Origin of the sequence: Streptomyces sp. NPDC056580 (assembly GCF_042793175.1) — a bacterium.
Taxonomy (GTDB): Bacteria; Actinomycetota; Actinomycetes; order Streptomycetales; family Streptomycetaceae; genus Streptomyces.
This window is the reverse complement of sequence record NZ_JBHTVE010000010.1, coordinates 332,928-356,044: the sequence shown is the minus strand read 5'-3', so window position 1 is coordinate 356,044 and position 23,117 is coordinate 332,928. Positions and strand designations below refer to the sequence as shown.

At 72.2% G+C, this 23,117-nt stretch carries 24 protein-coding genes and 1 rRNA gene; 19 read left to right on the top strand and 6 right to left on the bottom strand.

Annotation, left to right across the window (positions count from 1 at the left end; genetic code table 11):
* From rrf to ACFQ9Z_RS24325, 10 genes are all read left to right on the top strand, one after another.
* Positions 1 to 87: ribosomal RNA gene (gene rrf / locus ACFQ9Z_RS24370) — 5S ribosomal RNA — on the top strand; the annotation flags it as partial.
* A gap of 71 nt (positions 88 to 158) precedes the next feature.
* Positions 159 to 803, top strand: a complete 645-nt coding sequence (locus ACFQ9Z_RS24365; RefSeq protein WP_383022399.1) for an HAD family hydrolase — start codon at positions 159 to 161, stop codon at positions 801 to 803.
* A 93-nt stretch (positions 804 to 896) separates the two neighbouring features.
* Positions 897 to 1,673, top strand: a complete 777-nt coding sequence (locus ACFQ9Z_RS24360) for a VC0807 family protein (protein WP_383022396.1) — start codon at positions 897 to 899, stop codon at positions 1,671 to 1,673.
* Between the two features lie 83 nt (positions 1,674 to 1,756).
* Complete coding sequence (locus ACFQ9Z_RS24355; protein ID WP_383022394.1) at positions 1,757 to 2,971, top strand: MFS transporter; 1,215 nt, start codon at positions 1,757 to 1,759, stop codon at positions 2,969 to 2,971.
* Positions 2,922 to 4,094, top strand: a complete 1,173-nt coding sequence (locus ACFQ9Z_RS24350) for an acetoin utilization protein AcuC (protein ID WP_383022391.1) — start codon at positions 2,922 to 2,924, stop codon at positions 4,092 to 4,094. The genes ACFQ9Z_RS24355 and ACFQ9Z_RS24350 overlap by 50 nt, the downstream gene beginning before the upstream one ends.
* Positions 4,095 to 4,179: 85 nt before the next feature.
* Positions 4,180 to 4,995 carry a phosphatase gene (locus ACFQ9Z_RS24345; protein WP_383022388.1) on the top strand — a complete coding sequence of 272 codons (816 nt, stop codon included), beginning with the start codon at positions 4,180 to 4,182 and terminating at the stop codon, positions 4,993 to 4,995.
* 128 nt (positions 4,996 to 5,123) lie between these two features.
* A complete protein-coding gene (locus ACFQ9Z_RS24340) occupies positions 5,124 to 5,336 on the top strand; it encodes a helix-turn-helix domain-containing protein (protein WP_004984898.1) in 213 nt (70 codons plus the stop codon).
* A 133-nt stretch (positions 5,337 to 5,469) separates the two neighbouring features.
* Positions 5,470 to 5,568, top strand: a complete 99-nt coding sequence (locus ACFQ9Z_RS24335) for a 30S ribosomal protein bS22 (RefSeq protein ID WP_003948845.1) — start codon at positions 5,470 to 5,472, stop codon at positions 5,566 to 5,568.
* Positions 5,569 to 5,808: 240 nt separating this feature from the next.
* Complete coding sequence (locus ACFQ9Z_RS24330; RefSeq protein WP_383022386.1) at positions 5,809 to 6,870, top strand: NAD-dependent epimerase/dehydratase family protein; 1,062 nt, start codon at positions 5,809 to 5,811, stop codon at positions 6,868 to 6,870.
* A gap of 14 nt (positions 6,871 to 6,884) precedes the next feature.
* Complete coding sequence (locus ACFQ9Z_RS24325; protein WP_383022383.1) at positions 6,885 to 7,940, top strand: lysophospholipid acyltransferase family protein; 1,056 nt, start codon at positions 6,885 to 6,887, stop codon at positions 7,938 to 7,940.
* An 84-nt stretch (positions 7,941 to 8,024) separates the two neighbouring features.
* On the opposite strand, the gene ACFQ9Z_RS24320 is transcribed toward ACFQ9Z_RS24325, so the two are convergent.
* From ACFQ9Z_RS24320 to ACFQ9Z_RS24310, 3 genes are all read right to left on the bottom strand, one after another.
* On the bottom strand, positions 8,025 to 9,245 hold the full coding sequence (locus ACFQ9Z_RS24320) for a DUF5667 domain-containing protein (protein ID WP_383022381.1): 1,221 nt from the start codon (positions 9,243 to 9,245) through the stop codon (positions 8,025 to 8,027).
* 234 nt (positions 9,246 to 9,479) lie between these two features.
* Complete coding sequence (locus ACFQ9Z_RS24315) at positions 9,480 to 10,259, bottom strand: ECF subfamily RNA polymerase sigma factor, BldN family (RefSeq protein WP_383022379.1); 780 nt, start codon at positions 10,257 to 10,259, stop codon at positions 9,480 to 9,482.
* 336 nt (positions 10,260 to 10,595) lie between these two features.
* Positions 10,596 to 11,516 carry an HAD family hydrolase gene (locus ACFQ9Z_RS24310; protein WP_383022376.1) on the bottom strand — a complete coding sequence of 307 codons (921 nt, stop codon included), beginning with the start codon at positions 11,514 to 11,516 and terminating at the stop codon, positions 10,596 to 10,598.
* Positions 11,517 to 11,610: 94 nt separating this feature from the next.
* Between ACFQ9Z_RS24310 and ACFQ9Z_RS24305 the strand changes: the two genes are divergently transcribed.
* The 9 genes from ACFQ9Z_RS24305 (at position 11,611) to ACFQ9Z_RS24265 (ending at position 21,091) form a co-directional block, all read left to right on the top strand.
* The gene (locus tag ACFQ9Z_RS24305) at positions 11,611 to 11,907 is read left to right on the top strand and encodes a glutaredoxin family protein (RefSeq protein ID WP_383022374.1); all 297 of its coding nucleotides are present in this window, start codon (positions 11,611 to 11,613) and stop codon (positions 11,905 to 11,907) included.
* A gap of 243 nt (positions 11,908 to 12,150) precedes the next feature.
* Entirely contained in the window at positions 12,151 to 12,915 is a 765-nt protein-coding gene (locus tag ACFQ9Z_RS24300) for a redox-sensing transcriptional repressor Rex (protein WP_383022371.1), read from the top strand.
* Positions 12,912 to 14,627: a glutamyl-tRNA reductase gene (locus ACFQ9Z_RS24295; RefSeq protein ID WP_383022369.1), complete on the top strand. Its 1,716-nt coding sequence runs from the start codon at positions 12,912 to 12,914 to the stop codon at positions 14,625 to 14,627. Before ACFQ9Z_RS24300 ends, ACFQ9Z_RS24295 begins: the two co-directional genes overlap by 4 nt.
* Entirely contained in the window at positions 14,624 to 15,619 is a 996-nt protein-coding gene (hemC, locus tag ACFQ9Z_RS24290; protein ID WP_383022367.1) for a hydroxymethylbilane synthase, read from the top strand. The genes ACFQ9Z_RS24295 and hemC overlap by 4 nt, the downstream gene beginning before the upstream one ends.
* Entirely contained in the window at positions 15,616 to 17,325 is a 1,710-nt protein-coding gene (locus ACFQ9Z_RS24285) for a bifunctional uroporphyrinogen-III C-methyltransferase/uroporphyrinogen-III synthase (protein WP_143628193.1), read from the top strand. The genes hemC and ACFQ9Z_RS24285 overlap by 4 nt, the downstream gene beginning before the upstream one ends.
* A gap of 111 nt (positions 17,326 to 17,436) precedes the next feature.
* Entirely contained in the window at positions 17,437 to 17,841 is a 405-nt protein-coding gene (locus ACFQ9Z_RS24280; protein WP_383022364.1) for a hypothetical protein, read from the top strand.
* 200 nt (positions 17,842 to 18,041) lie between these two features.
* On the top strand, positions 18,042 to 19,034 hold the full coding sequence (gene hemB / locus ACFQ9Z_RS24275; RefSeq protein ID WP_383022361.1) for a porphobilinogen synthase: 993 nt from the start codon (positions 18,042 to 18,044) through the stop codon (positions 19,032 to 19,034).
* Positions 19,035 to 19,310: 276 nt separating this feature from the next.
* Positions 19,311 to 19,676 (top strand): DUF805 domain-containing protein, encoded by a 366-nt coding sequence (locus ACFQ9Z_RS24270; RefSeq protein WP_383022359.1) that lies wholly within the window; start codon positions 19,311 to 19,313, stop codon positions 19,674 to 19,676.
* 212 nt (positions 19,677 to 19,888) lie between these two features.
* Positions 19,889 to 21,091 (top strand): PLP-dependent aminotransferase family protein, encoded by a 1,203-nt coding sequence (locus ACFQ9Z_RS24265; protein ID WP_383022357.1) that lies wholly within the window; start codon positions 19,889 to 19,891, stop codon positions 21,089 to 21,091.
* Between the two features lie 21 nt (positions 21,092 to 21,112).
* On the opposite strand, the gene ACFQ9Z_RS24260 is transcribed toward ACFQ9Z_RS24265, so the two are convergent.
* Genes ACFQ9Z_RS24260 through ACFQ9Z_RS24250 form a run of 3 tightly spaced genes read right to left on the bottom strand, consistent with a single transcriptional unit; the run spans position 21,113 to position 22,980 of the window.
* Positions 21,113 to 21,961 (bottom strand): DUF4253 domain-containing protein, encoded by an 849-nt coding sequence (locus ACFQ9Z_RS24260; RefSeq protein WP_383022355.1) that lies wholly within the window; start codon positions 21,959 to 21,961, stop codon positions 21,113 to 21,115.
* 48 nt (positions 21,962 to 22,009) lie between these two features.
* Entirely contained in the window at positions 22,010 to 22,198 is a 189-nt protein-coding gene (locus tag ACFQ9Z_RS24255; protein ID WP_383022353.1) for a DUF397 domain-containing protein, read from the bottom strand.
* Positions 22,195 to 22,980, bottom strand: a complete 786-nt coding sequence (locus ACFQ9Z_RS24250; protein WP_383022351.1) for a Scr1 family TA system antitoxin-like transcriptional regulator — start codon at positions 22,978 to 22,980, stop codon at positions 22,195 to 22,197. The genes ACFQ9Z_RS24255 and ACFQ9Z_RS24250 overlap by 4 nt, the downstream gene beginning before the upstream one ends.
* Positions 22,981 to 23,117 lie beyond the last annotated feature (137 nt).

Sequence of the window (23,117 nt, the reverse complement as noted above, 5' to 3'; positions counted from 1 at the left end):
GGTTACATTCCGAACCCGGAAGCTAAGCCTCACAGCGCCGATGGTACTGCAGGGGGGACCCTGTGGGAGAGTAGGACGCCGCCGAACAAATATTGGGAAAACCCCCGCATCGAAAGATGCGGGGGTTTTCTGCGTTCACGGTCCATTAGGGTCTGGGTATGCGCTACGACCTCGTCATCTTCGACAACGACGGCGTCCTCGTGGACAGCGAGCCGATCTCGAACCGGCTCCTGGCCGCCCATCTGACGGAGCTGGGGCACCCGACGACGTACGAGGACTCCATCCGGGACTACATGGGGTCGGCGATGCACAGGATCCACGACCTGGTCCTGGAGCGGACGGGGGAGCGACTCCCGGACGACTTCGACGACGTCTTCCACGCACGCGTGTTCGCCGCGTTCGAGCGGGAGTTGCGGCCCGTCGCCGGCGCCGGCGGGGTGCTGGAGAAGCTCGCCGCGGACGGGGTGCCGTACTGCGTGGCGTCGTCCGGGAGCCATGAGCGGATCCGGGTTGGCCACCGGACGACGGGACTCGACCGCTGGTTCACGGAGGACCGGATCTTCAGCTCCCAGGACGTCGGACGGGGCAAGCCGGCCCCCGACCTCTTCCTGTACGCGGCCGAACGGATGCGCGCCGCCCCCGAGCGCTGCCTGGTGGTGGAGGACTCCCCGCTGGGGGTCCAGGCGGCCGCGGCGGCCGGGATGGACGTGTACGGGTTCACCGCGATGACCCCGGCGGAACGGCTCAGCGGCGCCGACCAACTCTTCTCCACCATGGGCGAGTTGGCTGACCTGCTGGTATGACGGGCGCCATCGGCCGGTGCCTGACATCTGTCATGCGGACCTCCGGACGATCGTTCCTACCGCGGGGCCCCGCCCGGCGGCGAGGCTGGGGGCATGACGAAGACCACGGGGAACCAGGACCGGACCGACGAACCGCGCCACGCGCAGGGCCCGGGCCCGCTGCGGAACCTCAAGCCGCTGCTGGTGGACGTGGCGCTGCCGATCGGCTCCTACTACCTCCTCAAAGGGGCCCTCGGGATGGGCACCTTCGGGGCACTCGCCTGGAGCAGCGTGGTGCCGGCGGTGCGGACCGTGTGGGGCGTGGTCAGAGAGCGGACGGCCAACGCGTTCGCCCTCCTCACCCTGGTGGTGAACGTCGTGAGCCTGGTGGCCGGATTCGTGTCCGGCGACCCGCGGCTGATGCTCGCCAAGGACGGCGCCGTCAGCAGCGCCCTGGCGATCGGCATCCTCGTCTCGGTGGCGCTCGGCAAGCCGGCCATGACCGCCGGGATGAAGCCCTTCCTCGTCAAGGGCGACGCGGCCCGTGAGGCTGCCTGGGAACGCCTGGCCGGCGGCACGGCGGCCGGCTCGGAGGCCTTCCGGCGCAAGGAGCGGACCTTCTCGCTGGTGTGGGGCACCGCGCTGCTGCTCGAGTGCGTCGCACGGGTCGTCGGCGCCTACACCGTCCCGGTCGACACCATGGTCTGGCTCGGCACGGTCATCATCGCGGTGGTGCTGACGGCGGCGTTCATCGTCGGCGGCGGCCTCGCGGCCGAGCCGATGGCGCGGCTGCTGACCGCCGAGGCCAAGGCGGGCGGCGCCGAAGCAAGCGCGGGCGGGGCGGAGGCCGACGGGGCCGGTCCGCGGCACGGGCTGGCCGTCGCCGCCTGAACCGCACCGGACCGGGAAGCTGAACGAGATTCACCTTTGACTTGATCTACCCACGGGTAGCCCGGGGCCCTACGCTCGCCGCCATGACTGATGTGCTGCGGCGCGGCAGGGCCTCGCTGGCGTTCGGCTTCTTCGCCCAGGGCGCCGCGTTCGCCCTGCTGGTGACGCGCATCCCGGCCATCCAGGACCGCTACGGAATCTCCGACGCGCTGCTGCCGGTCTTCCTGGCCGCCGTTCCGATCCTCGCCGGAGCCGGCAGCGTGACGACCGAGCACCTGGTGAAGCGGATCCGGCCCAGCCGGCTGCTGCGCTGGTCGCAGCCGGTGGTGCTGCTGGCGCTGGTCGGCGTCGGGGCCGGTGACCGGATGGCCGGGGTGGCCGTGGCCCTCGCCGTGTTCGGGCTGGCCGTGGGCGCGCTGGACGCCTCGATGAACATGCTCGGGGTGAGTCTGCAGCGGGCGTACGGGCGCAGCATCATGCTGAGCTTCCACGCGGCCTACAGCCTGGGCGGGATCGTCGGCGCCTCGCTCGCCTGGGCCGGGGCGCACTGGCACCTCGCGCTGTGGGTGTCGTACCTGCCGGTGGCGGCCGTGCTGCTGCCGGCGACGCTGGTGGGCAGCCGGTGGTACGTCGACGGGGTCGCGGAGCCCGCGGCGGAGCAGCCGGCCGGGCAGGGCGGGGGCGTCGTCTTCAAGCTGCTGCTGCCGCTGTGCCTGGTCATGACGTTCGCCTACATCGGGGACTCGACCGTCTCCAACTGGAGCGCGAAGTACCTGAAGGACGTGCTGGGCAGCTCGGAGCAGCTCGCGACCGTGCCGTACAACGTGTACATGGTGACTACGCTGGCCGGGCGGGCGATCGGCGACTTCGGGGTACGGCGGTTCGGCGCGGCCGCGGTGGTCCGGCTCGGGGCGCTGGTGGCGGCCGGCGGGTTCGCGGTGGTGGCCGCGGCACCGGACGCGTGGCTGGGGATGCTCGGGTTCACCCTGCTGGGGCTGGGCCTGTGCGTGCTGGTGCCGCAGACGTTCGCGGCGGCCGGCCGGCTGTTCCCGGGGGCCTCGGACGCGGCGATCGCACGGCTCAACATCTTCAACTACGTTGGTTTCCTCGTCGGTTCGCCTCTGGTGGGCGCGCTCGGGGACGCCTGGAGCTACCGCGGGGCCATGCTCGTGCCGATGGCGCTGGTGCTGGTGACCCTCGTGTACGCCAGGTCGTTCGCGGCTCAACCGGACCGATACGGTGGCGGGCATGAGCGGCCGCGCACAGCTGATGTGGGACGAGGCAGTAACGGGCTATGACTTCGGCCCGGGCCATCCGATGGATCCGGTCCGGCTGGAGCTGACCCGGAAACTGGTGGGCGCCTTCGGGCTCGACCGGGAGCTGCGGGTCGTCGCGGCGAAGCCGGCCGGGGAGTCGACGCTGCGGCTGGTCCACCGCCCGGACTACATCGAGGCCGTGAAGGCGGCGTCCGCCGATCCGCGCTCGGCCCGCGGGGAGTACGGGCTCGGCACGGAGGACGACCCGGCGTTCGCCGGGATGCACGAGGTGTCGGCGCTCATCGCGGGCCAGTCGGTGGGGGCCGCGGAGGCGGTGTGGCGCGGGGACGCGCTGCACGCGGTCAACTTCACGGGCGGGCTGCACCACGCGATGCCGGGCGGCGCGTCGGGGTTCTGCATCTACAACGACGCGGCGCTGGCCATCGCGCGGCTGCTGGAGCTGGGCGTCGAGCGGGTCGCCTACGTGGACGTCGACGTGCACCACGGGGACGGGGTGCAGGCGGCGTTCTGGGAGGACCCGCGGGTGCTGACGATCTCGATGCACGAGCATCCCCGTACGTTGTTCCCGCAGACCGGGTGGCCGCAGGAGACCGGGGCGGGGGCGGGGGAGGGCACGGCCGTGAACGTGGCCCTGCCGGCCGGCACCGGGGACGCCGGATGGGTGCGGGCGTTCCACGCGGTGGTGCCGGAACTGCTCGCCGGGTTCCGGCCGCAGGTGCTGGTCTCGCAGCACGGGGCCGACACGCACTTCGAGGATCCGCTGGCGCACCTCGCGGTGTCGCTCGACGCGCAGCGGGCGGTGCAGGTCGCGTGCCACGAGCTGGCGCACGATCACGCGGACGGGAAGTGGGTGGCGCTGGGCGGCGGCGGTTACGCGGTGGTCGAGGTGGTGCCGCGGTCGTGGACGCACCTGGTGGGCATCGCGGCGGGGCGGGAGGTCGATCCGGCGGCGGTGATCCCCGAGGAGTGGCGGCAGGAGGTGTTCGCACGGACCCGGCAGCCGGCCCCGCGGCGGATGACCGACGGGCGGTGGCCGGTGTCGCACGCGCCGTGGGAGTCGGGCTACGACCCCGCCGACCGCTTGGACCAGGCGGTGCTGGCCACCCGCCGCTCGGCCTTCCCGCTGCGCGGGCTGCTGCCCTGAGCGCCCGGGGCGCCCACTGGGCCGACCGTGCGGTGTTCCCCCGTTCCGCCTCCGCGTCGCCGCCGAGTGCGTCACCATCGCATCCGTGCTGACCCCCGACGGCCTTCGTGCGCATCTGCTGGCTGCCCGGCTGGCCGGGGAGATCGGGACCTCCCGCGAGGTGAGTCTGCGCCGGTACCGGCTGTTCGCGGCCCGGGATCCGCGGGTGCTCATCGGAATCGACCCCGAGGCGCCCTGGGGGCAGCGGGATCTGCTGGCCCTGATGGCGCGGAGGTGCGGTGTCTCGGCCGACCCCCGGTGCACCGCCGGCCCGGACGTGATCGATCCGGAACGGACGATGGCCGCGCTGGAGGCGTTCGCGGAGCGGATCCGGAGCGTGGCCCGGCGGGGCGCGCCGGTGCTGCTGGGCACCGGGCATCCGCACCGGCTGCTCGGGTTCTACGCCCGCTTGGCGGACGCGTTGTCGGCGGCGGGATGTGAGGTGCTCACCCCGGCGCAGGGTCGCTGTGTCGACATATTGACCCGGTTCGGTCTACGCACGCACCGCGTCGACTACGTCCGCGGGGTTGGCCTGGTGCGGGAACCGGGGAGCGGGCGCCCCGGTCGTGAGCCGGGTGCGCACTGCCACTCACCACTGCCGGTTCGGGTCGCCCTGGACGCCGCCGCGGAGGCCGGCGGACCGCTGCCCGAGCTGGTGATCGGTGACCACGGCTGGGTCTGCGGTGCTGGTCAGCTCGGGTTCGAGGCGATCGGCCTGGCCGACACCGACGATCCGGCGCTTTTCGTGGGGGAGGCGCAGGGGGCCGTGTCCGTGGCCGTTCCGGTTGACGACGGGATGCCGTCTGGTCACTACCTGCCGCTGGCCCGCTACGTACTCAATCGAGCCTGTCTGTCACAGTAGCCGCTGATGGGTGCACCTCTTCCCCACTCGCATCACCCGCCCCTACATTGGGGAGTGAGCACGCAACGACGAAGAGTCACCGGAAGGGGAAGCCGGTGGCCGTCGAGTGCGGAAGGTTCAGGTGTGTCATGGCTGCAGCTGGCGAAAGGCCTCTGAACGAGGTTCAGTTCCTTACCGTGGCGGAAGTCGCCTCGGTGATGCGAGTGTCGAAGATGACCGTGTACCGGCTGGTGCACAGCGGTCATCTGCCCGCGATCCGGGTCGGGCGGTCCTTCCGCGTCCCGGAGCAAGCGGTACACGAATACCTCCGCGAGAGTTATGTGGGGGTGGAGACGGCCTGACGGCGCTCGGGGAGACCCCGAGCAACCCCTCGATTACAAGCTCGGCGCTCGACCGGGTAGGCTGACCCCTCGTAGGTCGTGTGGGCCCATGGCGCCCAAACAACCGAGTGATGAGAAGTGAGCGAGGGTAGTCGTGGGCTCTGTTATCAAGAAGCGGCGCAAGCGGATGGCCAAGAAGAAGCACCGCAAGCTGCTCAAGCGCACGCGCGTTCAGCGCCGCAACAAGAAGTAAGCGGCAGCGCGAGAGCGTGTTCTGTGGCCCCCCGCCTGAAAAAGGCGGGGGGCCACAGTCGTGTCCGGAGCCGGCGCCGCCCGGGGCTCAGGAGACCGCGGCATATTCCGACTGGGGAAAACTGGTCACGTCGCGCATCGGGGGGCCATCACAGCGCAACATCCAACCGCTAAGTTTGCCGACACGGGGAACGCGGCAGGGACCGGTTTCCGCACGAGGTCGGGAAGGAAGGCGCTGATCTTGGGCAAGGTCGTGCTCGTCACCGGAGTGGCCCGGCAACTGGGCGGCCGGTTCGTCCGGCGGATCCAGCGTGACACGGACGTGGACCGGGTGATCGCCGTGGACGCGGTGCCGCCGGCGCACCACCTGGGCGGAGCCGACTTCATCCAGGCCGACATCCGGCAGCCCGGCATCGCCCGGGTGCTCGCCGAGACGGGCGCCGACACGGTCGTCCACCTGGACGTGACCGGAACCGCGCTGGGCGGCGGCAGCCGGGCCACGGTCAAGGAGACCAACGTCATCGGCACCATGCAGCTCCTCGGCGCCTGCCAGAAGTCGCCGACCGTGCGGCGGCTGGTGGTCAAGTCCAGCACCAACGTGTACGGGTCGGCGCCGCGCGACCCGGCCGTGTTCACCGAGACGACCCCGGCCAAGTCGCTGCCCAGCGGCGGGTTCGCCAAGGACACGGTGGAGGTCGAGGGGTACGTGCGCGGGTTCGCGCGGCGGCGGCCGGACGTCGCCGTGTGCGTGCTGCGCTTCGCCAACATCCTCGGGCCGGCCGCCGACACCCCGCTCGCGGCGTACTTCGCGCTGCCGGTGCTGCCGACCGTGTTCGGCTACGACCCGCGGCTGCAGTTCGTGCACGAGGACGACGTCATCGACGTACTGCGGCTGGCCTCCCACGAGCCGCGCCGGGGCACCCTGAACAGCGGCACCTTCAACATCGCCGGGGACGGCGTCCTGCTGCTCTCGCAGTGCTCGCGGCGGCTCGGGCGGCCCACGGTCCCGTTGCCGCTGCCCGCCGTCACCTGGGCCGGCTCATTGGTGCGTACGCTGGGAATGACGGACTTCTCACCGGAACAGATCCGGCTGCTCACCCACGGCCGGGTGGTGGCCACCGACCAGATGCGCGAGACGCTGGGCTTCCAGCCGAAGTACACGACGGCGGAAGCGTTCGCGGACTTCGCGAGCGGCCAGGGCCCCGGCCTGTTGCCGCCGGAGGCCCTCGCGGGGGCCGTGGACCGGGTCGCGGCGCTCGCCGCCAAGGGCGGCGGGCACATCCCGACGCAGAGCGCCAACTGAGGAGCGCAGCAACGATGGCGGACGCCAAGGTCATTCCGTTCGACGACGACCGGTCCCGCGGGAGCGCCGCCCAGCGGCCCGCGCGGCGCCGCGGCACGGGCAACCGGCGCGGGGCGGCCGGGGAGACGGGTCCGGTCCGCGAGGTCCAGCCCCTGCCCACCAGGGCGGCCGCGCAGGACGACGTCCCGGGGACCGGGGAGGGCCGGCCGCCCGGCCGGCCGGACGACGACGGGAGCCTGGAGCGGCGCGTCGCGAGCGGCCTCGCGTTCCTGCGCCGCCGGCTCACCGGGGACTACGAGGTCGACGACTTCGGCTACGACGAGGAACTGACCGACCAGGTCCTGATGTCGCTGCTGCGGCCGGTGTACGAGAAGTACTTCCGGGTCGAGGTGAAGGGCGTCGAGAACATCCCGGCCGAGGGCGGGGCGCTGATCGTCGCCAACCACTCCGGGACGCTGCCGCTGGACGGCCTGATGATGCAGGTCGCCGTGCACGACAACCACCCGGCCGGCCGGCACCTGCGGCTGCTGGCCGCCGACCTGGTCTTCGTGCTGCCGCTGGTCAACGAACTCGCCCGCAAGCTGGGCCACACCCTCGCCTGCGCGGAGGACGCCGAACGGCTCCTGGCGCAGGGCGAACTGGTCGGCGTGATGCCGGAGGGCTTCAAGGGCATCGGCAAGCCGTTCAGCGAGCGGTACAAGCTCCAGCGCTTCGGCCGCGGCGGTTTCGTCTCCACGGCCCTGCGGCAGGGGGTGCCGATCATCCCGTGCTCGGTCGTGGGCGCCGAGGAGATCTACCCGATGCTCGGCAACGCCAAGACCCTGGCCCGGCTGCTGGGCTTCCCGTATTTCCCGCTGACGCCGACCTTCCCGTGGCTCGGGCCGCTCGGGGTGATCCCGCTGCCCACCAAGTGGACCATCCAGTTCGGCGAGCCGATCCCCACGGACGCCTATCCGCCGGAGGCGGCCGACGACCCGATGCTGATGTTCAACCTGACCGACCAGGTCCGCGAGCAGATCCAGCACACGCTGTACAAGCTCCTGGTGCAGCGGCGGTCGGTGTTCTTCTGAGGGGTGTTCACCTGGTACGGCGACGGGGGCGGCCCCTGCTCGGAAAGGGGCGCCCCCGTCGCTGTCGTACCGCGCTGGTCCGCGCTAGTCCGCGTTCTGGCTGTCGATGCCCAGACCGGGCAGCAGGCCCGGGAGGAGCGGTGGAAGCGTGACGTCCGGCGCGCTCGTCGAGGGCTTGCCGGTGGTCGGGGAACCACCGTCGCCGCCGAGCTTCGGCGGGTCGAGCAGGCCGCCCGTGTCGCCCCCGATCAGGCCGCCGCCGCTGTCGTGGGTGGCCGGGCCGGTGGGGGTGCCGGAGCTGGTGTGCTCCCCCGCGGACGGCGTGCCGCCGCTGCTGGGCGCCGTCGGGTGCTGGCTGTCGGTGGAGCCGGTGGGCGCCTTGCCGGAGCCCTGCCGCTTGCCGTCGCTCGTCGACGCGGGCGGTTGCGGCAGCAGGGACTGCAGCGGCGCGACCTCTTCGTCTATGGCGTCGAAGACCGACGACACCTCCTGTTTCACGTCGCCGAGCTGCAGGGGCAGCCTGTCGCTCAGCGCACTCCAGGCGTCCCGGTGGGACTGGGAGAAGCTGGACAGCGCCTGGATCGGGCCGAGCGAGTCGGGGTCCCGTTCGTAGGCCGCGTGCAGCAGGCGGTGTCCCTCGGTGACGTCGTTCCGCATCCCGGAGAGGGTGCGGCGGATCTCGCCGATGGACTCGTGGTCGAGCTGGCCGCCGCGGCCGCGCTCCATCAGCCGACGGGCCTCGTTCAGCCGGGTGGAGGCCTGGTCGAGGTACGTCTGACCGCGCTGGTCGTCGCCGTCGCTCAGGTAGTTGAGCCGGAAGTCCTCGATGCCCCGCTTGAGGCCGTAGAGCGAGTCACCCGGCAGCGCGTCGGAACTCGCGGCGGCGACTCCGCCGAAGGCCCCGGCGGCCACGCCCACGCTCAGTCCGCCGGCCGCGAGCCCCTTGGTCAGTTTCGAACGCGGCCGGAGCTTGCCCAGCGGGCTCGCCCGGTGCGCACCGCGCCCGCGCGAGCGCTGCTCCGGTACGGCTGTATCCGCCGCCCCGCCCTCCTGGAGCATGGCCTCCATCGCGGCCACGAGCTGGGCGCGCTGGACGACCTTGACCTCGGGGTCCAGCTCCGGCCTTGGCAGCGCGCCGAGGTCCGCTGCCAGGGCCAGGAGCTCGCCCCGCTCGGACTGTTCCTCGGCGGTCGGCGGCGATCCCGCCGCTGCGGACTGCTCGGCCGCCGTGTCCCGGTCGGACTGCTCCTCCAGCGCCTGGGCGAAGGCGTTCGCCCGCCGGTGCGCCGATACGTTCGCGATCACTGGCGGCACCTCCTCTCGTCATGACGGTCGACTCCCCAGGGGGTCCTGAGGGTTGCACGCCCGCGACCTCTTCCACACGATCGAGCGAGGGGTCGGCCAGGGCGTGACCACAGGGAGCCTGTATCCCGCACAACGAGCGGTCCGGCACTTGGGTTACGGACGGCGGAGGATCGGGTCGGAAAGTCAACGGCCGTCAACTCGGAGTGAGTTGACGGTGGCTGAGCGTGTTCGGCGTCAGCGGGCGTCGTCCGGCAGGAGCCGGGCGAGCGTCCGCACGGCGCGGTACTGGAGGGTCTTGATGGCGCCCTCGTTCTTGCCCATCACCCGGGCGGTCTCGGCGACCGAGAGGCCCTGCAGGAAGCGCAGCGTCACGCACTCCTGCTGCTGCGGGTTGAGCCGGCGCACGGCGTCCAGCAGTGCGGCGTTGGAGAGCGACTCGAGGACGGAGTCCTCCGGGGAGCGCTCGACCTCGTTGGCGTCGAGCATCTCGCCGGTGGTGACCTCGAGCCGGAACCGGCTGGACTTGAAGTGGTCCGCCACCAGGTTCCGGGCGATCGTCACCAGCCAGGCGCCGAAGTCGCGGCCCTGCCAGGTGAAGGTGCCGATCCTGCGGAGCGCCCGCAGAAAGGTCTCACTCGTCAGGTCCTCGGCGGTGGCCTTGCCGCCCACCCGGTAGTAGATGTACCGGTAAACCGTGTCGCTGTACTGGTCGTAGAGGCGGCCGAAGGCCTCGGCCTCGCCGGCCTGGGCGCGCTCCACGAGGTCCATCATCCGGGCGCTGTCGCTGTCCGCGGCTGGACGGCGGGTGGTGGCCGCACCGTTCGCGCGGCCGCGTCTGCCGACCGCGGCACTGCCCTCGGCCAGTGCGTAGCACGGGCCGAGGGGGGCGGCGGTGGCGAAGGCGGGGACGGCGTACGCGGTGGGGACGACGCCGCGCAGCGTCTCTTTGACCGCCGCGACCGTCGCGCGCAGCGTAGCCAGGCCCGAGGCGTCAACCCCGACGTGTGGGTACACGGGACTCCCAGAGGCAGAGCTTGCATCACGTGCAGTGCGGAACCGTTCACCCGTCGTAGCGACGGAGGGGTACCGGATTGCGTCTGAGGAGAATAACGCTTCGTGCAGGCACTGCTACACCGAGTTGCTCAAACTGTCGTTTGCGTCGCTTGTGTTACCGATTGATGGTCTCTCAGGCGTCACAACGTGATCGGTTGTCGATCGGAAAAGGGCATGTTTCGACGAAGTACGGGGTGTCCCGGGGGTCGGGCGGCATAATCCGGGGTTCGCCGCACCACTCAGGCGTGTCGCCGTCGTCCACGGGCCGGTGGCGCGGCGGCCGGCGGCCCGCGGCCGTTACCGGCGGCGCCGGCTCAGGGCGATGGCCGCGGCGGTGCCGCCGGCGACCGCGCCGACGCCCGCCGCCGCCGGGATGCCGACCTTCGCGGCCTTGCGGCCGGTGCGGTAGTCCCGCAGGCGCCAGTCCTGCTCGCGGGCGTGCTTGCGCAGCTTGGCGTCCGGGTTGATCGCGTACGGGTGGCCCACGAGCGACAGCATCGGGATGTCGTTGTGGCTGTCGCTGTAGGCGGCGCAGCGGGACAGGTCCAGGCCCTCCGCCGAGGCCAGCGCGCGTACCGCCTCCGCCTTGGCCGGCCCGTGCAGGGGCTCGCCCACCAGCTTGCCGGTGTAGACGCCGCCGACCGACTCCGCGACCGTGCCCAGCGCGCCGGTCAGGCCGAGGCGGCGGGCGATGACCTGGGCGATCTCCACGGGGGCCGCGGTGACCAGCCACACCTTCTGGCCCGCGTCCAGGTGCGCCTGGGCCAGGGCCCGGGTGCCCGGCCAGATGCGGTCGGCCATGTACTCGTCGTAGATCTCCTCGCCGATGGTCTCCAGCTCGGCGACCCGGTGGCCCTTGACGATGGAGAGCGCCGAGTCGCGGGCCTCCTGCATGTGCTCGGGGTCCTCGACGCCGGCCAGCCGGAACCAGGCCTGCTGCCAGGCGAACCTGGCGAGGTCGCGGGTCTCGAAGAACTTCCGCTTGTACAGCCCGCGCCCGAAGTGGAAGAGCGCGGCGCCCTGCATGACGGTGTTGTCGAGGTCGAAGAAGGCGGCGGCCTTGTCGTCGCCGAGGACCGGGAACTCCGGTTCCGGCGCGGCGGCCGGCGGGGCTTCCCGCGAGGACTTGCGGGCGGCCTCCGCCGAGGCCTCGCCTGCCAACACGCTCCGCGCCGTGGCGGAGCGCCTATGGGGAGTGAGCCATCCGAGAGCGGCCATGGCGTGAGCATAGCCAGTTCGTTCGGAGGTTCCGGAGCCGCCGGGTTCGAAGGGTGTGAACTCTGCGCGACCGGGTCATTGACCAGGGGCGAGAATGGCCCGTATGAGCCCCCTCTTCCGGCGCAACGCCGTCCCCCGGGAACGACTGGTCACGCTCATCCGCAAGCCCGGCTGCCACCTGTGCGACGACGCGCAGGCGGTGGTCGAGAAGGTCTGCGGGGAACTCGGCGTGCCGTGGGAGCAGAAAGACATCACCCAGGACCCGCGGTTGCACGACCAGTACTGGGAGCAGATCCCGGTGGTCCTCGTCGACGGCAGCCAGCACACGTTCTGGCGGGTGGACGAGGCCCGGCTGCGCAGGGAGCTGACCGGCGGCCGAGCCGGAAACTGACCGATCAGTACAACAGTCGTGCGGAGGTCGCTTAGGATCGTTGGAGTTTTTGTCTCGGGGGCGGGATTCACGAGGAGTGTCGAGGTTTTGCCCCCACGAATGACATGCGTGACCCCGGTCACGTTGGCCGGGCAAATCGGACACCATCTTTGTGCACGCGTTCACAAAGGCATAGCCTGCAGGGGACGGGGCGGTCTGGGGACGTACGACCGCCTGCAGCCCCGCTCTACCCGCAGGAGCACCGTGGCAACTGGCCGAACTCACCGACCGGCGACCCGCAGCCGAGGGATTCCCGAGGCCACCGTCGCCCGGCTTCCGCTGTACCTCCGCGCGCTGACCGCACTGTCGGAGCGCTCGGTGCCCACGGTCTCCTCCGAGGAGCTGGCCGCGGCGGCGGGGGTCAACTCCGCGAAGCTGCGCAAGGACTTCTCGTACCTGGGCTCGTACGGAACCCGCGGTGTCGGCTACGACGTGGAGTATCTCGTCTACCAGATCTCCCGGGAACTGGGCCTGACCCAGGACTGGCCGGTCGTCATCGTCGGGATCGGCAACCTCGGCGCCGCCCTCGCCAACTACGGCGGGTTCGCCTCCCGCGGCTTCCGGGTGGCCGCGCTGATAGACGCCGACCCCGCGATGGCCGGGAAGCCGGTCGCCGGCATCCCGGTGCAGCACACCGACGAACTCGAGAGGATCATCAAGGACAACGGCGTCTCGATCGGCGTGATCGCGACCCCCGCCGGCGCCGCCCAGCAGGTCTGCGACCGGCTCGTGGCCGCCGGCGTCACCTCGATCCTGAACTTCGCGCCGACCGTGCTGTCCGTCCCCGACGGCGTCGACGTGCGCAAGGTCGACCTCTCCATCGAGCTGCAGATCCTCGCCTTCCACGAGCAGCGCAAGGCCGGCGAGGAGACCGCCGCGGGCGACGGCGCCGGGCCCGCCGTCACCGCCCGTGACACGTCCACCGACCAGGGACCCGACGGGGACGTCCCCGCCGTGATGCCGGCATGAGCCTCCTCGTCGTCGGGCTGAGCCACCGCAGCGCGCCGGTCAGCGTGCTGGAGCGGGCCTCGCTGAACGCGGACGCCCAGGTCAAGCTGGTCCAGGACACGGTCGCCGCGGAACCGGCCACCGAGGCCGCGGTGCTCGCCACCTGCAACCGCATCGAGCTGTACGCCGACGTGGACAAGTTCCACGCCGGTGTCGCCGAGCTGTCCACGCTGCTCGCCCAGCACAGCGGGGTCGGCCTCGAGGAACTGACCCCGTACCTCTACGTGCACTACGAGGACCGGGCCGTCCACCACCTGTTCTCGGTGGCCTGCGGCCTGGACTCGATGGTCGTCGGCGAGGGGCAGATCCTCGGCCAGATAAAGGACTCCCTGGCCCGCGCCCAGGAGCTGCACACCGCGGGCAGGCTGCTGAACGACCTGTTCCAGCAGGCCCTGCGGGTCGGCAAGCGCGCCCACTCCGAGACCGGCATCGACCGCGCCGGCCAGTCGCTCGTGACCTTCGGCCTGGAGCAGCTCGCCGTCGGCGGCGCCGTCGAGGAATGGGCCGCGGGGCGCAAGGCGCTGGTCATCGGCGCCGGGTCGATGTCCTCGCTGGCCGCCGCGACGCTCGCCCGCGCCGGGGTCGCCGAGGTCGTCGTCGCCAACCGCACCTTCGAGCGCGCCGAGCGCCTCGCCCGGATACTCACCGAGGGCGACGACACCGCGGTGTCCGCGCGCGCGGTGCCGATGGCCGCCGTGCCGGACGAGCTGACACGTGCCGACGTCGTCGTCTCCTGCACCGGTGCGACGGGCCTGGTGCTGACCGCCGAGTCGGTCGCGCAGGCGGTCGAGGGCCGGACCCGGGGCGACGCCGCCGAGGCCGCCGACGACGGCGCCCGTGCCTCCGCGGGGACCGCGCCGGCGCCCGTCACCGGCACGGCCGGTGCCGCCGCCGAGGAGAACTGCCCGCTCGACCTGGCCGCCGTGCAGGGCTCGACCGGCTTCTCCGTGCACGGCGAGGCCGCCGTGGCCGGCCTGGACGCGGCCACCCTGGAGCAGCACGGGGCCTGGGTCGCGGGTGGCGCCATGGACCGCCGGGAGACCGCCCGGCGCAGCCCCGAGGGCGACGCCGAGCTGATCACCGCGCTCGCCGCGACCGCCGCCACCGTCGGCCGCATCCCCGAGCTCCGCAGGCCCGAACCGGTCGCCGTGATCCCGCGCCCCGCCCCGGCCCTGTTCCTCCTCGACCTCGCCATGCCGCGCGACATCGACGCGGCCGTGCACCGGCTGGCCGGGGTGCGTCTGGTGGACATCGAGTCCCTCGCCGGCGCCTCCGCCGACGCGCCGATGGCTGCCGACGTGGACCAGGTGCGGCGTATCGTCTCCGACGAGGTCGCGGCCTTCGGCGCGGCGCAGCGGGCGGCGCACATCACGCCGACCGTGGTCGCGCTGCGCACCATGGCCGCCGACGTCGTCGCCAGTGAGATCGCGCGGCTCGACGGCCGCCTGCCCGGCCTGGACGAACGCCAGCGCGGCGAGATCCGGCAGGCCGTGCACCGGGTCGTGGACAAGCTGCTGCACGCGCCGACCGTACGGGTCAAGCAGCTCGCGGCCGAGCCCGGCGGCGCCGGGTACGCGGACGCGCTGCGCACCCTGTTCGACCTCGACCCCGAGACGGTGGCCGCCGTCTCCCGGGCCGTGGAGAGCACAGACAAGAAGGACCGACCGGCATGACACAGAAGGCTTTGAGGCTGGGGACCAGGCGCAGCAAGCTCGCCATGGCCCAGTCCGGGCAGGTGGCGGACGCCGTCCGCCGGGTGACCGGGCGCGCCGTCGAGCTGGTCGAGATCACCACGCACGGCGACGTCTCCCGCGAGCACCTCACCCAGATCGGCGGCACGGGCGTGTTCGTCGCGGCGCTGCGTGACGCGCTGCTCGGCGGCGAGGTGGACTTCGCGGTTCATTCGCTCAAGGACCTGCCGACCACGCAGCCCGACGAGCTGGTCCTGGCCGCCATACCGGTGCGCGAGGACCCGCGCGACGTGCTCGTCGCCAGGGACGCGCTGAAGTTCACCGACCTGCCCCGCGGCGCCCGCGTCGGCACCGGGGCCCCGCGCCGCATGGCGCAGCTCAACGCGTACGCCCGCGCCCACGGACTGGACATAGAGACGGTCCCGATACGCGGCAACGTCGACACCCGGATCGGTTTCGTGCGGGACGGTGAGCTGGACGCGGTCGTCCTGGCCGCCGCCGGGCTGAACCGCATAGGCCGGATCGACGAGGTCACCGACTTCCTGTCGGTCGACACGGTTCTGCCCGCCCCCGGCCAGGGGGCCCTGGCGATCGAGTGCACCGCGGCCGCCGCGGACCTCCTCGCCGCGCTGGGCGAGCTCGACGACCCGTTCACCCGGGCCGCCGTGACCGCCGAACGGTCACTGCTCGCCGCCCTGGAGGCCGGCTGCAGCGCCCCTGTGGGCGCGCTGGCCGACCTGCCCCCGCTCTCGGCTCCGCTGGAGCGGGAGGCCCCCCGGGCCGACGGGCAGATTGTCAAGGAAATGCGCCTGCGCGGCGTCGTCGGCACGACCGACGGCACCCGCATGGTGCAGCTGTCCACCACCGGTCCCGTGCCCCAGACGCACGACCAGGCGATGTCACTCGGGCGCGAACTCGCCACCGAGATGCTCGACCAGGGCGCGGCCGGTCTTATGGGGGAGCGAGCACATTGAGCCCCACCACCCTTCCCACCGGCCTCGAACACGGGCACGTCACCTTCCTGGGTGCCGGACCCGGGGATCCGGGACTGCTGACTCTGCGCGCCGTGGAGGCGCTGTCGAACGCGGACGTCCTGATCGCCGAGCACGACGTGCTCGACGTGATCCGGACGCACGCCCGGCAGGGCGTGTCCGTCGTGCCGATGGACGCGGACTCCTCCTCGGTGTCACCACCGGGCACGGGCGCGCCGCAGCTCACGGTCGTTGACGGCGCGTCAACAACCGCTGCGGTCCCGACTCCTGCCCGGGATGCCGCTCATCTTGTCATGGAGGCCACGCGGGGCGGCAGGCGGGTCGTCCGTGCGGTGTCCGGGGACCCGGGACTTGATACGTACGCGGCCGAGGAAATGCTCGCCTGCGCGGCCGCCGGTGTGCCCTTCGAGGTCGTGCCGGGCGTGGCGGCCGCCGTCGGGGTGCCCGCGTACGCCGGTGTGCCGCTGCGCGACCCGCACGGCGCGGACGTCCGGTTCGTGGACGCCCGGACCGCCTCCGACCGCTGCTGGACGGAGGTGGGCGCCTCCGACGGCACGGTGGTGGTCTCCACGTCGCTGGACTCGGTGGCCGCAGCGGCCGCCGAACTGGTGTCCGCGGGCCGCAAGCCGGACACCCCGCTGACCGTCACCGTCGCCGGCACGACGACCCGGCAGCGCACCTGGACGGCGACGCTCGGCACCATCGCCCAGACGCTGAAGCAGGCGAAGGTGCTGCCGTCCCCGGACGGCGGCCGGCCCGTGATAGCCGTGGTCGGCGAGCGCAGTGCCGCCGCCCAGCGCGACCAGCTGTCGTGGTTCGAGTCCAAGCCGCTGTTCGGCTGGAAGGTGCTCGTGCCGCGCACGAAGGAGCAGGCGGCGTCGCTCTCCGACCAGCTTCGGTCCTACGGCGCCGTGCCGCACGAGGTCCCGACGATCGCCGTGGAGCCGCCGCGCACCCCGCAGCAGATGGAGCGCGCGGTCAAGGGCCTGGTCACCGGCCGGTACGAGTGGATCGCCTTCACGTCCGTGAACGCGGTCAAGGCGGTGCGCGAGAAGTTCGAGGAGTACGGCCTCGACGCCCGTGCCTTCGCGGGCATCAAGGTGGCGGCGGTCGGCGAGCAGACCGCGAAGGCGCTGATCGCCTTCGGCGTGAAGCCGGACCTGGTGCCGAGCGGCGAGCAGTCGGCGGCCGGCCTGCTGGAGGACTGGCCTCCGTACGACCCGGTCTTCGACCCGATCGACCGTGTCTTCCTGCCCCGGGCCGACATCGCCACCGAGACCCTGGTGGCCGGTCTGATCGAGCTGGGCTGGGAGGTCGACGACGTCACGGCCTACCGGACCGTGCGGGCCTCGCCGCCTCCGGCGGAGACCCGCGAGGCCATCAAAGGCGGCGGCTTCGACGCGGTGCTGTTCACCTCGTCCTCGACCGTGCGGAACCTGGTGGGCATCGCCGGCAAGCCGCACAACGTCACGGTGATCGCCTGCATCGGCCCCGCGACGGCCAAGACGGCCGAGGAGCACGGCCTGCGCGTCGACGTGATGGCCCCCGAGCCCTCCGTCCACAAGCTCGCCGAGGCCTTGGCCGACTTCGGTGTGAAGCGCCGGACGGCCGCCCTGGAGTCCGGGGACCCGGTGACCCGGCCGAGCGAGCGGCGCCCGGGTGCGCGCAGGCGTCGCTCGACGACCTGAGCGGCTGAGGCGGTGAGGTGACGGGGCGTGCCGCGGGGCGCGCCCCGTCGCCGTGCACCGCCGTGCACCGCACCCTGCCCGGCGTGTTGCGTGCATGCCATCATCGAGCGCATGGGTGAGGGCAGCGGGTACGCGGGGATCGTCTACTGGCGGCGGAGTCCGTGGAACGGCGCGCGGTGCGTGCCCGTGCTGCTGAGCCTGCTGCCGGGGGCACTGCGCGCCCAGAACCGGGAGGGGCGGGTGGTCTTCCAGGAGGACCCCCGAGGGGTCGAGGGCCGGCTCTCCCGGCTGGGGACCCTGCTGGTCGACGTCGGCGGGAAGCGTTACGCCCTGGTCGGTCGGGGAGCTCTCGTGTCGCCCGGGCCGAGCGCCGGGCAGCAGGCCGCGGTGAGTGCCCTCCGGCCGCCGTCGGCCGCGGGCGGCGGCGCGGTCGACCTGCTGCTGAACGGCGGGGCCGCGGCGCGGATGCGTGCCTGGCACACCCTGCTCGGGGAGGCCGGCGCCCGCCTGCGCTGACCGACGCGGTACCGGCGTCGACCGCTGCCGCGACGGCGCATCCGGCGGCCGCTCTCGCCCGGAATCCACTGACGGGTTCCCCGTCCTGCGGCCTTCCCCGAGGCGGGGCGGGGAACCCGCCCGGCCGCCGTGCTCACACGGGCCCGGCTCCGACGTCCCGTCGGCAAAGGTGCTCGTGCGGCGGGCGTAGCGTAGTGGGTATGACGAAGTACGGATCTTTTCCCGGTACGCGTCCCCGCCGGCTGCGGACCTCGCCCGTCATGCGGCGGATGGTGGCCGAGACGCGACTGCACCCCGCCGACTTCATCCTGCCGGCCTTCATCCGTGAGGGCGTCGGCGAGCCGGTGCCGATCTCGGCCATGCCCGGGGTCGTCCAGCACACCCGCGACAGCCTGAAGAAGGCGGCGCTGGAGGCGGTGGAGGCCGGGATCTCCGGGATCATGCTGTTCGGCGTGCCGGAGGACGACAAGAAGGACGCCCTGGGCACGACGGGCACCGACCCGGACGGGATTCTCCAGGTCGCGCTGCGCGACGTGCGGGCCGAGGTGGGCGACGACCTGCTCGTCATGTCCGACCTGTGCCTGGACGAGTTCACCGACCACGGCCACTGCGGGGTGCTCGACGACGAGGGCCGGGTCGACAACGACGCCACGCTCGAGCGGTACGCCGAGATGGCCCAGGTGCAGGCCGACGCGGGCGCCCACGTCGTCGGGCCCAGCGGGATGATGGACGGCCAGATCGGCGTCGTGCGGGACGCGCTCGACCAGATCGGCCGGGAGGACGTCGCCATCCTCGCCTACACCGCGAAGTACTCCTCCGCCTTCTACGGCCCCTTCCGCGAGGCCGTGGGCTCCTCGCTGCAGGGCGACCGCAAGACGTACCAGCAGGACCCCGCCAACTGGCGCGAGTCGCTGCGGGAGCTGGAGCTGGACCTCGCCGAGGGCGCCGACATGGTGATGGTGAAGCCGGCCGGTCCGTACCTCGACATCCTCGCCCGGGTCGCCGACGCCGTGGACGTGCCCGTCGCCGCCTACCAGATCTCCGGTGAGTACTCGATGATCGAGGCCGCCGCGGAGAAGGGCTGGATCGACCGGGACCGCGCCATCCTCGAGACCCTGACCGGCATCAAGCGGGCCGGGGCGCGGAGCATCCTCACCTACTGGGCGACCGAAGTGGCGCGAAAGCTGCGCTGACGGACACGGTTGGAGATCGTTCCGGTACCGAAACGGCGGCGGCCCGGCTGCGGTGTGCTGTCGTTTCGGCAACGGAACGAGCGCGGTTCCTGGAACATCCGGTGATGATTCGGCGGACACTCCGGGATCATGGGTGTTTCTGTCCTGAAAACGATGTTTGAAGCCCTCGGGCCGCACATCCTCGGCGCTTATGACGCGCTCCTGCCAACCCTCTAATCTCTGCGCTGGCCCGATCCGTTCCCGGAGGGGCTGAACGTCGATCCCTGGGGGGATGTCATGAGCTGGTTCCTCGCCGCACTCAAGAAGTACGCCGTGTTCAGCGGGCGCGCGCGCCGCAAGGAGTTCTGGCTGTTCGCGCTCTTCGCGTACCTCATCTACATCGTGCTGGGCGTCCTCGGCGCCGCGACGAAGACGCCGGCCCTGATGGCCGTGGCCGGCATCATCGCCCTCGGCTTCCTGCTGCCCACCTGGGGTGTGACGGTGCGCCGCCTGCACGACACGGGCCGCTCCGGCTGGTGGATCCTGTTCGGCATCGTCCCGCTCGTCGGCCCCATCACCCTGCTGGTCTTCTACTGCCTGGACAGCGAGGCCGGCGCCAACAAGTACGGCCCGAACCCGAAGGAGACCCCGGCGCTCGTCTGACGCCGGGCGCGCGGCACGCGTGCCGCGCCCTCGCACTCGCCGTCCCGAGGCCGCCCGGCCGACGATGTCCGGGCGGCCTCGGGCATGCCCGGGCCGGCCACCGGCACGGCGGTGGTCCGCGGCGGTCCGGATCGCGGAATAACGGGTGTAGTCGCCACGTAACTCCCTAGGTTGCGGCCGGAGAACGTTTCCGCAGCTGAAGGAGCCGCGTCATGACCGTTGCCGAGCCCGCCCCGCCCCGCGCCGCCCTGCCTCCGCTCGCGGCCCGCGTTCGCGACGTGGGCGGCTCGGCCGTGCGGGACATCCTCGCCGTCACCGCCCGCCCCGAGGTCATCAACTTCGCCGGCGGTCTGCCCGCGCCCGAGCTGTTCGACCGGGCGGGCATCGCGGCCGCCTTCCACGCGGTGCTGGCGGAGACCCCGGCGCAGGCGCTGCAGTACTCCACCACCGAGGGCGAGCCGGCGCTGCGGTCCGGACTGGCGGCCCGGATCACATCGCAGGGCCTGCCGACCACCTCCGACGACCTTCTCGTCACCACCGGCTCCCAGCAGGCGCTGTCCCTCCTCGCGACCGCGCTGCTCGAACCGGGGGACACGGTCCTCGTCGAGAGCCCCTGCTACCTGGCGGCACTCCAGGTCTTCGGTCTCGCGGGCGCCCGGGTGGTGCCCGTGCCGGGGGACGAGGACGGAGTGGACCCGGACGCCCTGGAGGACCTGGTCGCGCGGGAGCGCCCGAAGCTCCTCTACCTGGTCCCCACCTTCCAGAACCCCACCGGCCGCACGATGCCCGCGCCCCGCCGCGAGGCCCTCGCCGCCGTGGCCGCCCGCCGGGGCCTGTGGATCGTCGAGGACGACCCCTACGGCGAACTCCGCTACGACGGCGAGCGCGTCCCCTGGATCGCCTCCTGCCCCGGAGCGGAGGACCGCGTCGTGCTGCTCGGCTCCTTCTCCAAGGTCATGGCGCCCGGCCTGCGCCTCGGCTGGCTGCGCGCCCCGGCCGGGCTGCGGCGGGCCTGCGCGGTCGCCAAGCAGGCGGTGGACCTGCACACGCCGAGCCTCAACCAGCTCGCCGCCGCCCGTTGCCTGGACAGCCTGGACGCCCATGTCGGCAGGGTCAGGGCGGTGTACGGCCAACGCCGGGACGCCATGCTGGCCGGGCTGCCCGGGGCGCTCCCGGAGGGGTCGGTGTGGACGCGGCCCGACGGCGGCATGTTCCTGTGGGTCAGGCTGCCGGAGCCGTACGACACCACGGCCCTGCTGCCACGGGTGGTGGAGCAGGACGTGGCGTACGTCCCCGGCGCCCCCTTCTACGCCGCCGCCCCGGACCGCTCCACCCTCCGGCTCTGCTTCGTGACGCAGACGCCGGACGAGATCACCGAAGGGCTGCGGAGGCTGGGCAGGGGGCTCGCCCGGTGACCCGGTGAGGGGCGCCGCCGGTCAGTCCCACCAGAAGGTCCAGCTGGGCTCCCCGACGAGGGCCTTGGCGTAGGCGCGCAGGCCGCCCGCGTCGCCCTGGGCGATGTTGTCCGGGCAGAAGGCGAAGTGCTCCGCCGCCAGGGCCTCCGCGTCGGCCAGGGTGCTCGGCGGGGCGGCCACCGACACCACCAGGAGGTCGAAGCCGAGGGCGACGACGCGTATGCCGAAGCGGTCCTCCCAGGAGCGCAGGACCGCGCACAGACGTGCCACGTCGCTCTCGTGGTTGACCGGGCCGGTCCAGCCGATGGCGGCCGGGATGTCGGCGGAGCGCCGGGAGGGCACGAGGGCCAGGCGCGCGTCCCTGAGCCAGGTCCCCGCGGCCACCGAGTCGGCCACCTGGGCGGCCCTCGTGCCCGGGTCGGCGGTCAGCGCGCCGGCCGGGGCGAGACCCGGCCAGTTGGGACCGAACGGCTCCAGCAGCTCGGCCAGTTCCTCGTCGAACACCGCCCGCGGCTCGTGCTCGGGGTCGTCCTCCGCTCCTTCGCCGCTCCAGTACTCCGCGAGGACGTCCTCCGCGTCGTGGTCCCCGGGATAGGTCATGTCGCCGGGCATCAGCTCCCAGCCGTCAGGTCCGCCCTGGGCGCCGCCCAGCTCCACGAGGACCGGCAGCAGACCCGCCCGCGAGGCGGGCGCGCCCAGCGCGGCCCAGGTGCCGGGCGCGGCCTGCTTCTCCGCGTGCCACAGCAGAGGCTCGTGCCAGGGGCCGTCGTCCGTGGTGTCGACCAGCCTGCCGGGCGGCAGCCGCAGGCCGAGGGAACGTCCGCTGGGGTCGGTCGCCAGAGAGGGCAGCGGGTTGGGAAGAGTCGCCATGACGGTGACTGTAAGGGCGCCCACTGACAACGCCGTTGACCAGCGGCGTCACCTCAGGGACGCGGTGAAGGCGGCCCAGGTCGCGGGGGAGAGGCGCAGAGTGTGTTCGCCGGCGGCGGGCTGCTGCTTGGAGTCACGGACGTGGATCGCCTGGGGGGTGGCGGCCACTTCGAGGCAGGCCCCGCCTTCGCTACCGCTGTAGGTCGACTTGAACCACTGAAGAGCCTCGGTGTTCATGTATCTCCTAGCAGGCGGTCAAGCAGGCCCATTGAGTCCTGGGTGTTCAAGGCCTGCGTTCGCAGCATCGCATACTTGCGCGCGAGCGTGGACACCTCATCGGGGCTGGAGACCCACTGGCTGCCGCGCTGGCCCTCGACGTAGGCCAGGTGCTGGTGATCCGGAGATTCCAACAGGATGAACGGGCCGTCGAGACCGGCATGGTGTGGGCTGCTCAATGGCAGGAACTGCACCGTCGCTACCGCGAGTTCGGCCATCTCCTTCAGGTGCTGGAGCTGTTCTCGCCGGACTTCTCGGCCTCCGATCTGCAAGTGCAGCACGGGCTCCCAGATGACGAAGCTCAGCGTTGGTGGGATCTCGCGGCGCAGGATCTCCTGTCGGTCCATTCGTGCCGCGAGTTTGGTCTCCCCCTCTGCTTCTCCGTAGGCGGGGATCCGTTCCCGAAGGACAGCTCGGGCGTACGACTCCGTTTGCAGCAGGCCAGGCAGCACCGCGTTGTCGTACCAGGACAACGCGATGGCCACCCGCTCCTGGTCCATGTACTCCTCGGCCCACAGCGGGAACTGGTCGACCTCGGGCAGGTTGGCCACCCCCGCGGCCAGCGTCCCCTTGGTGCCCAGGAAGTCGTCGAGGATCTCGGCGATGTCCGGCTTCAGGGTGCGCCGGCCCTGCTCGATCGACGCGATCGTCTCCTCGTTGATGTTCAGCGCGGTGCTCAGGCTCGACTGGCTCAGTCCCGCCGCCCGGCGTGCGGTGGCGAGTTGACGGCCCAGCATCCGCATGGCCGAGTGGTTCCTCCGTGCAGACGTCATACCGCTGAACTCCCCAGCCCGGGTCGTACACGACCCCGTACCAACCCGTACAAACACGCTGTACGGGATCACCCACTGAATGACACTAGTCACTCTGCGCGATCTTC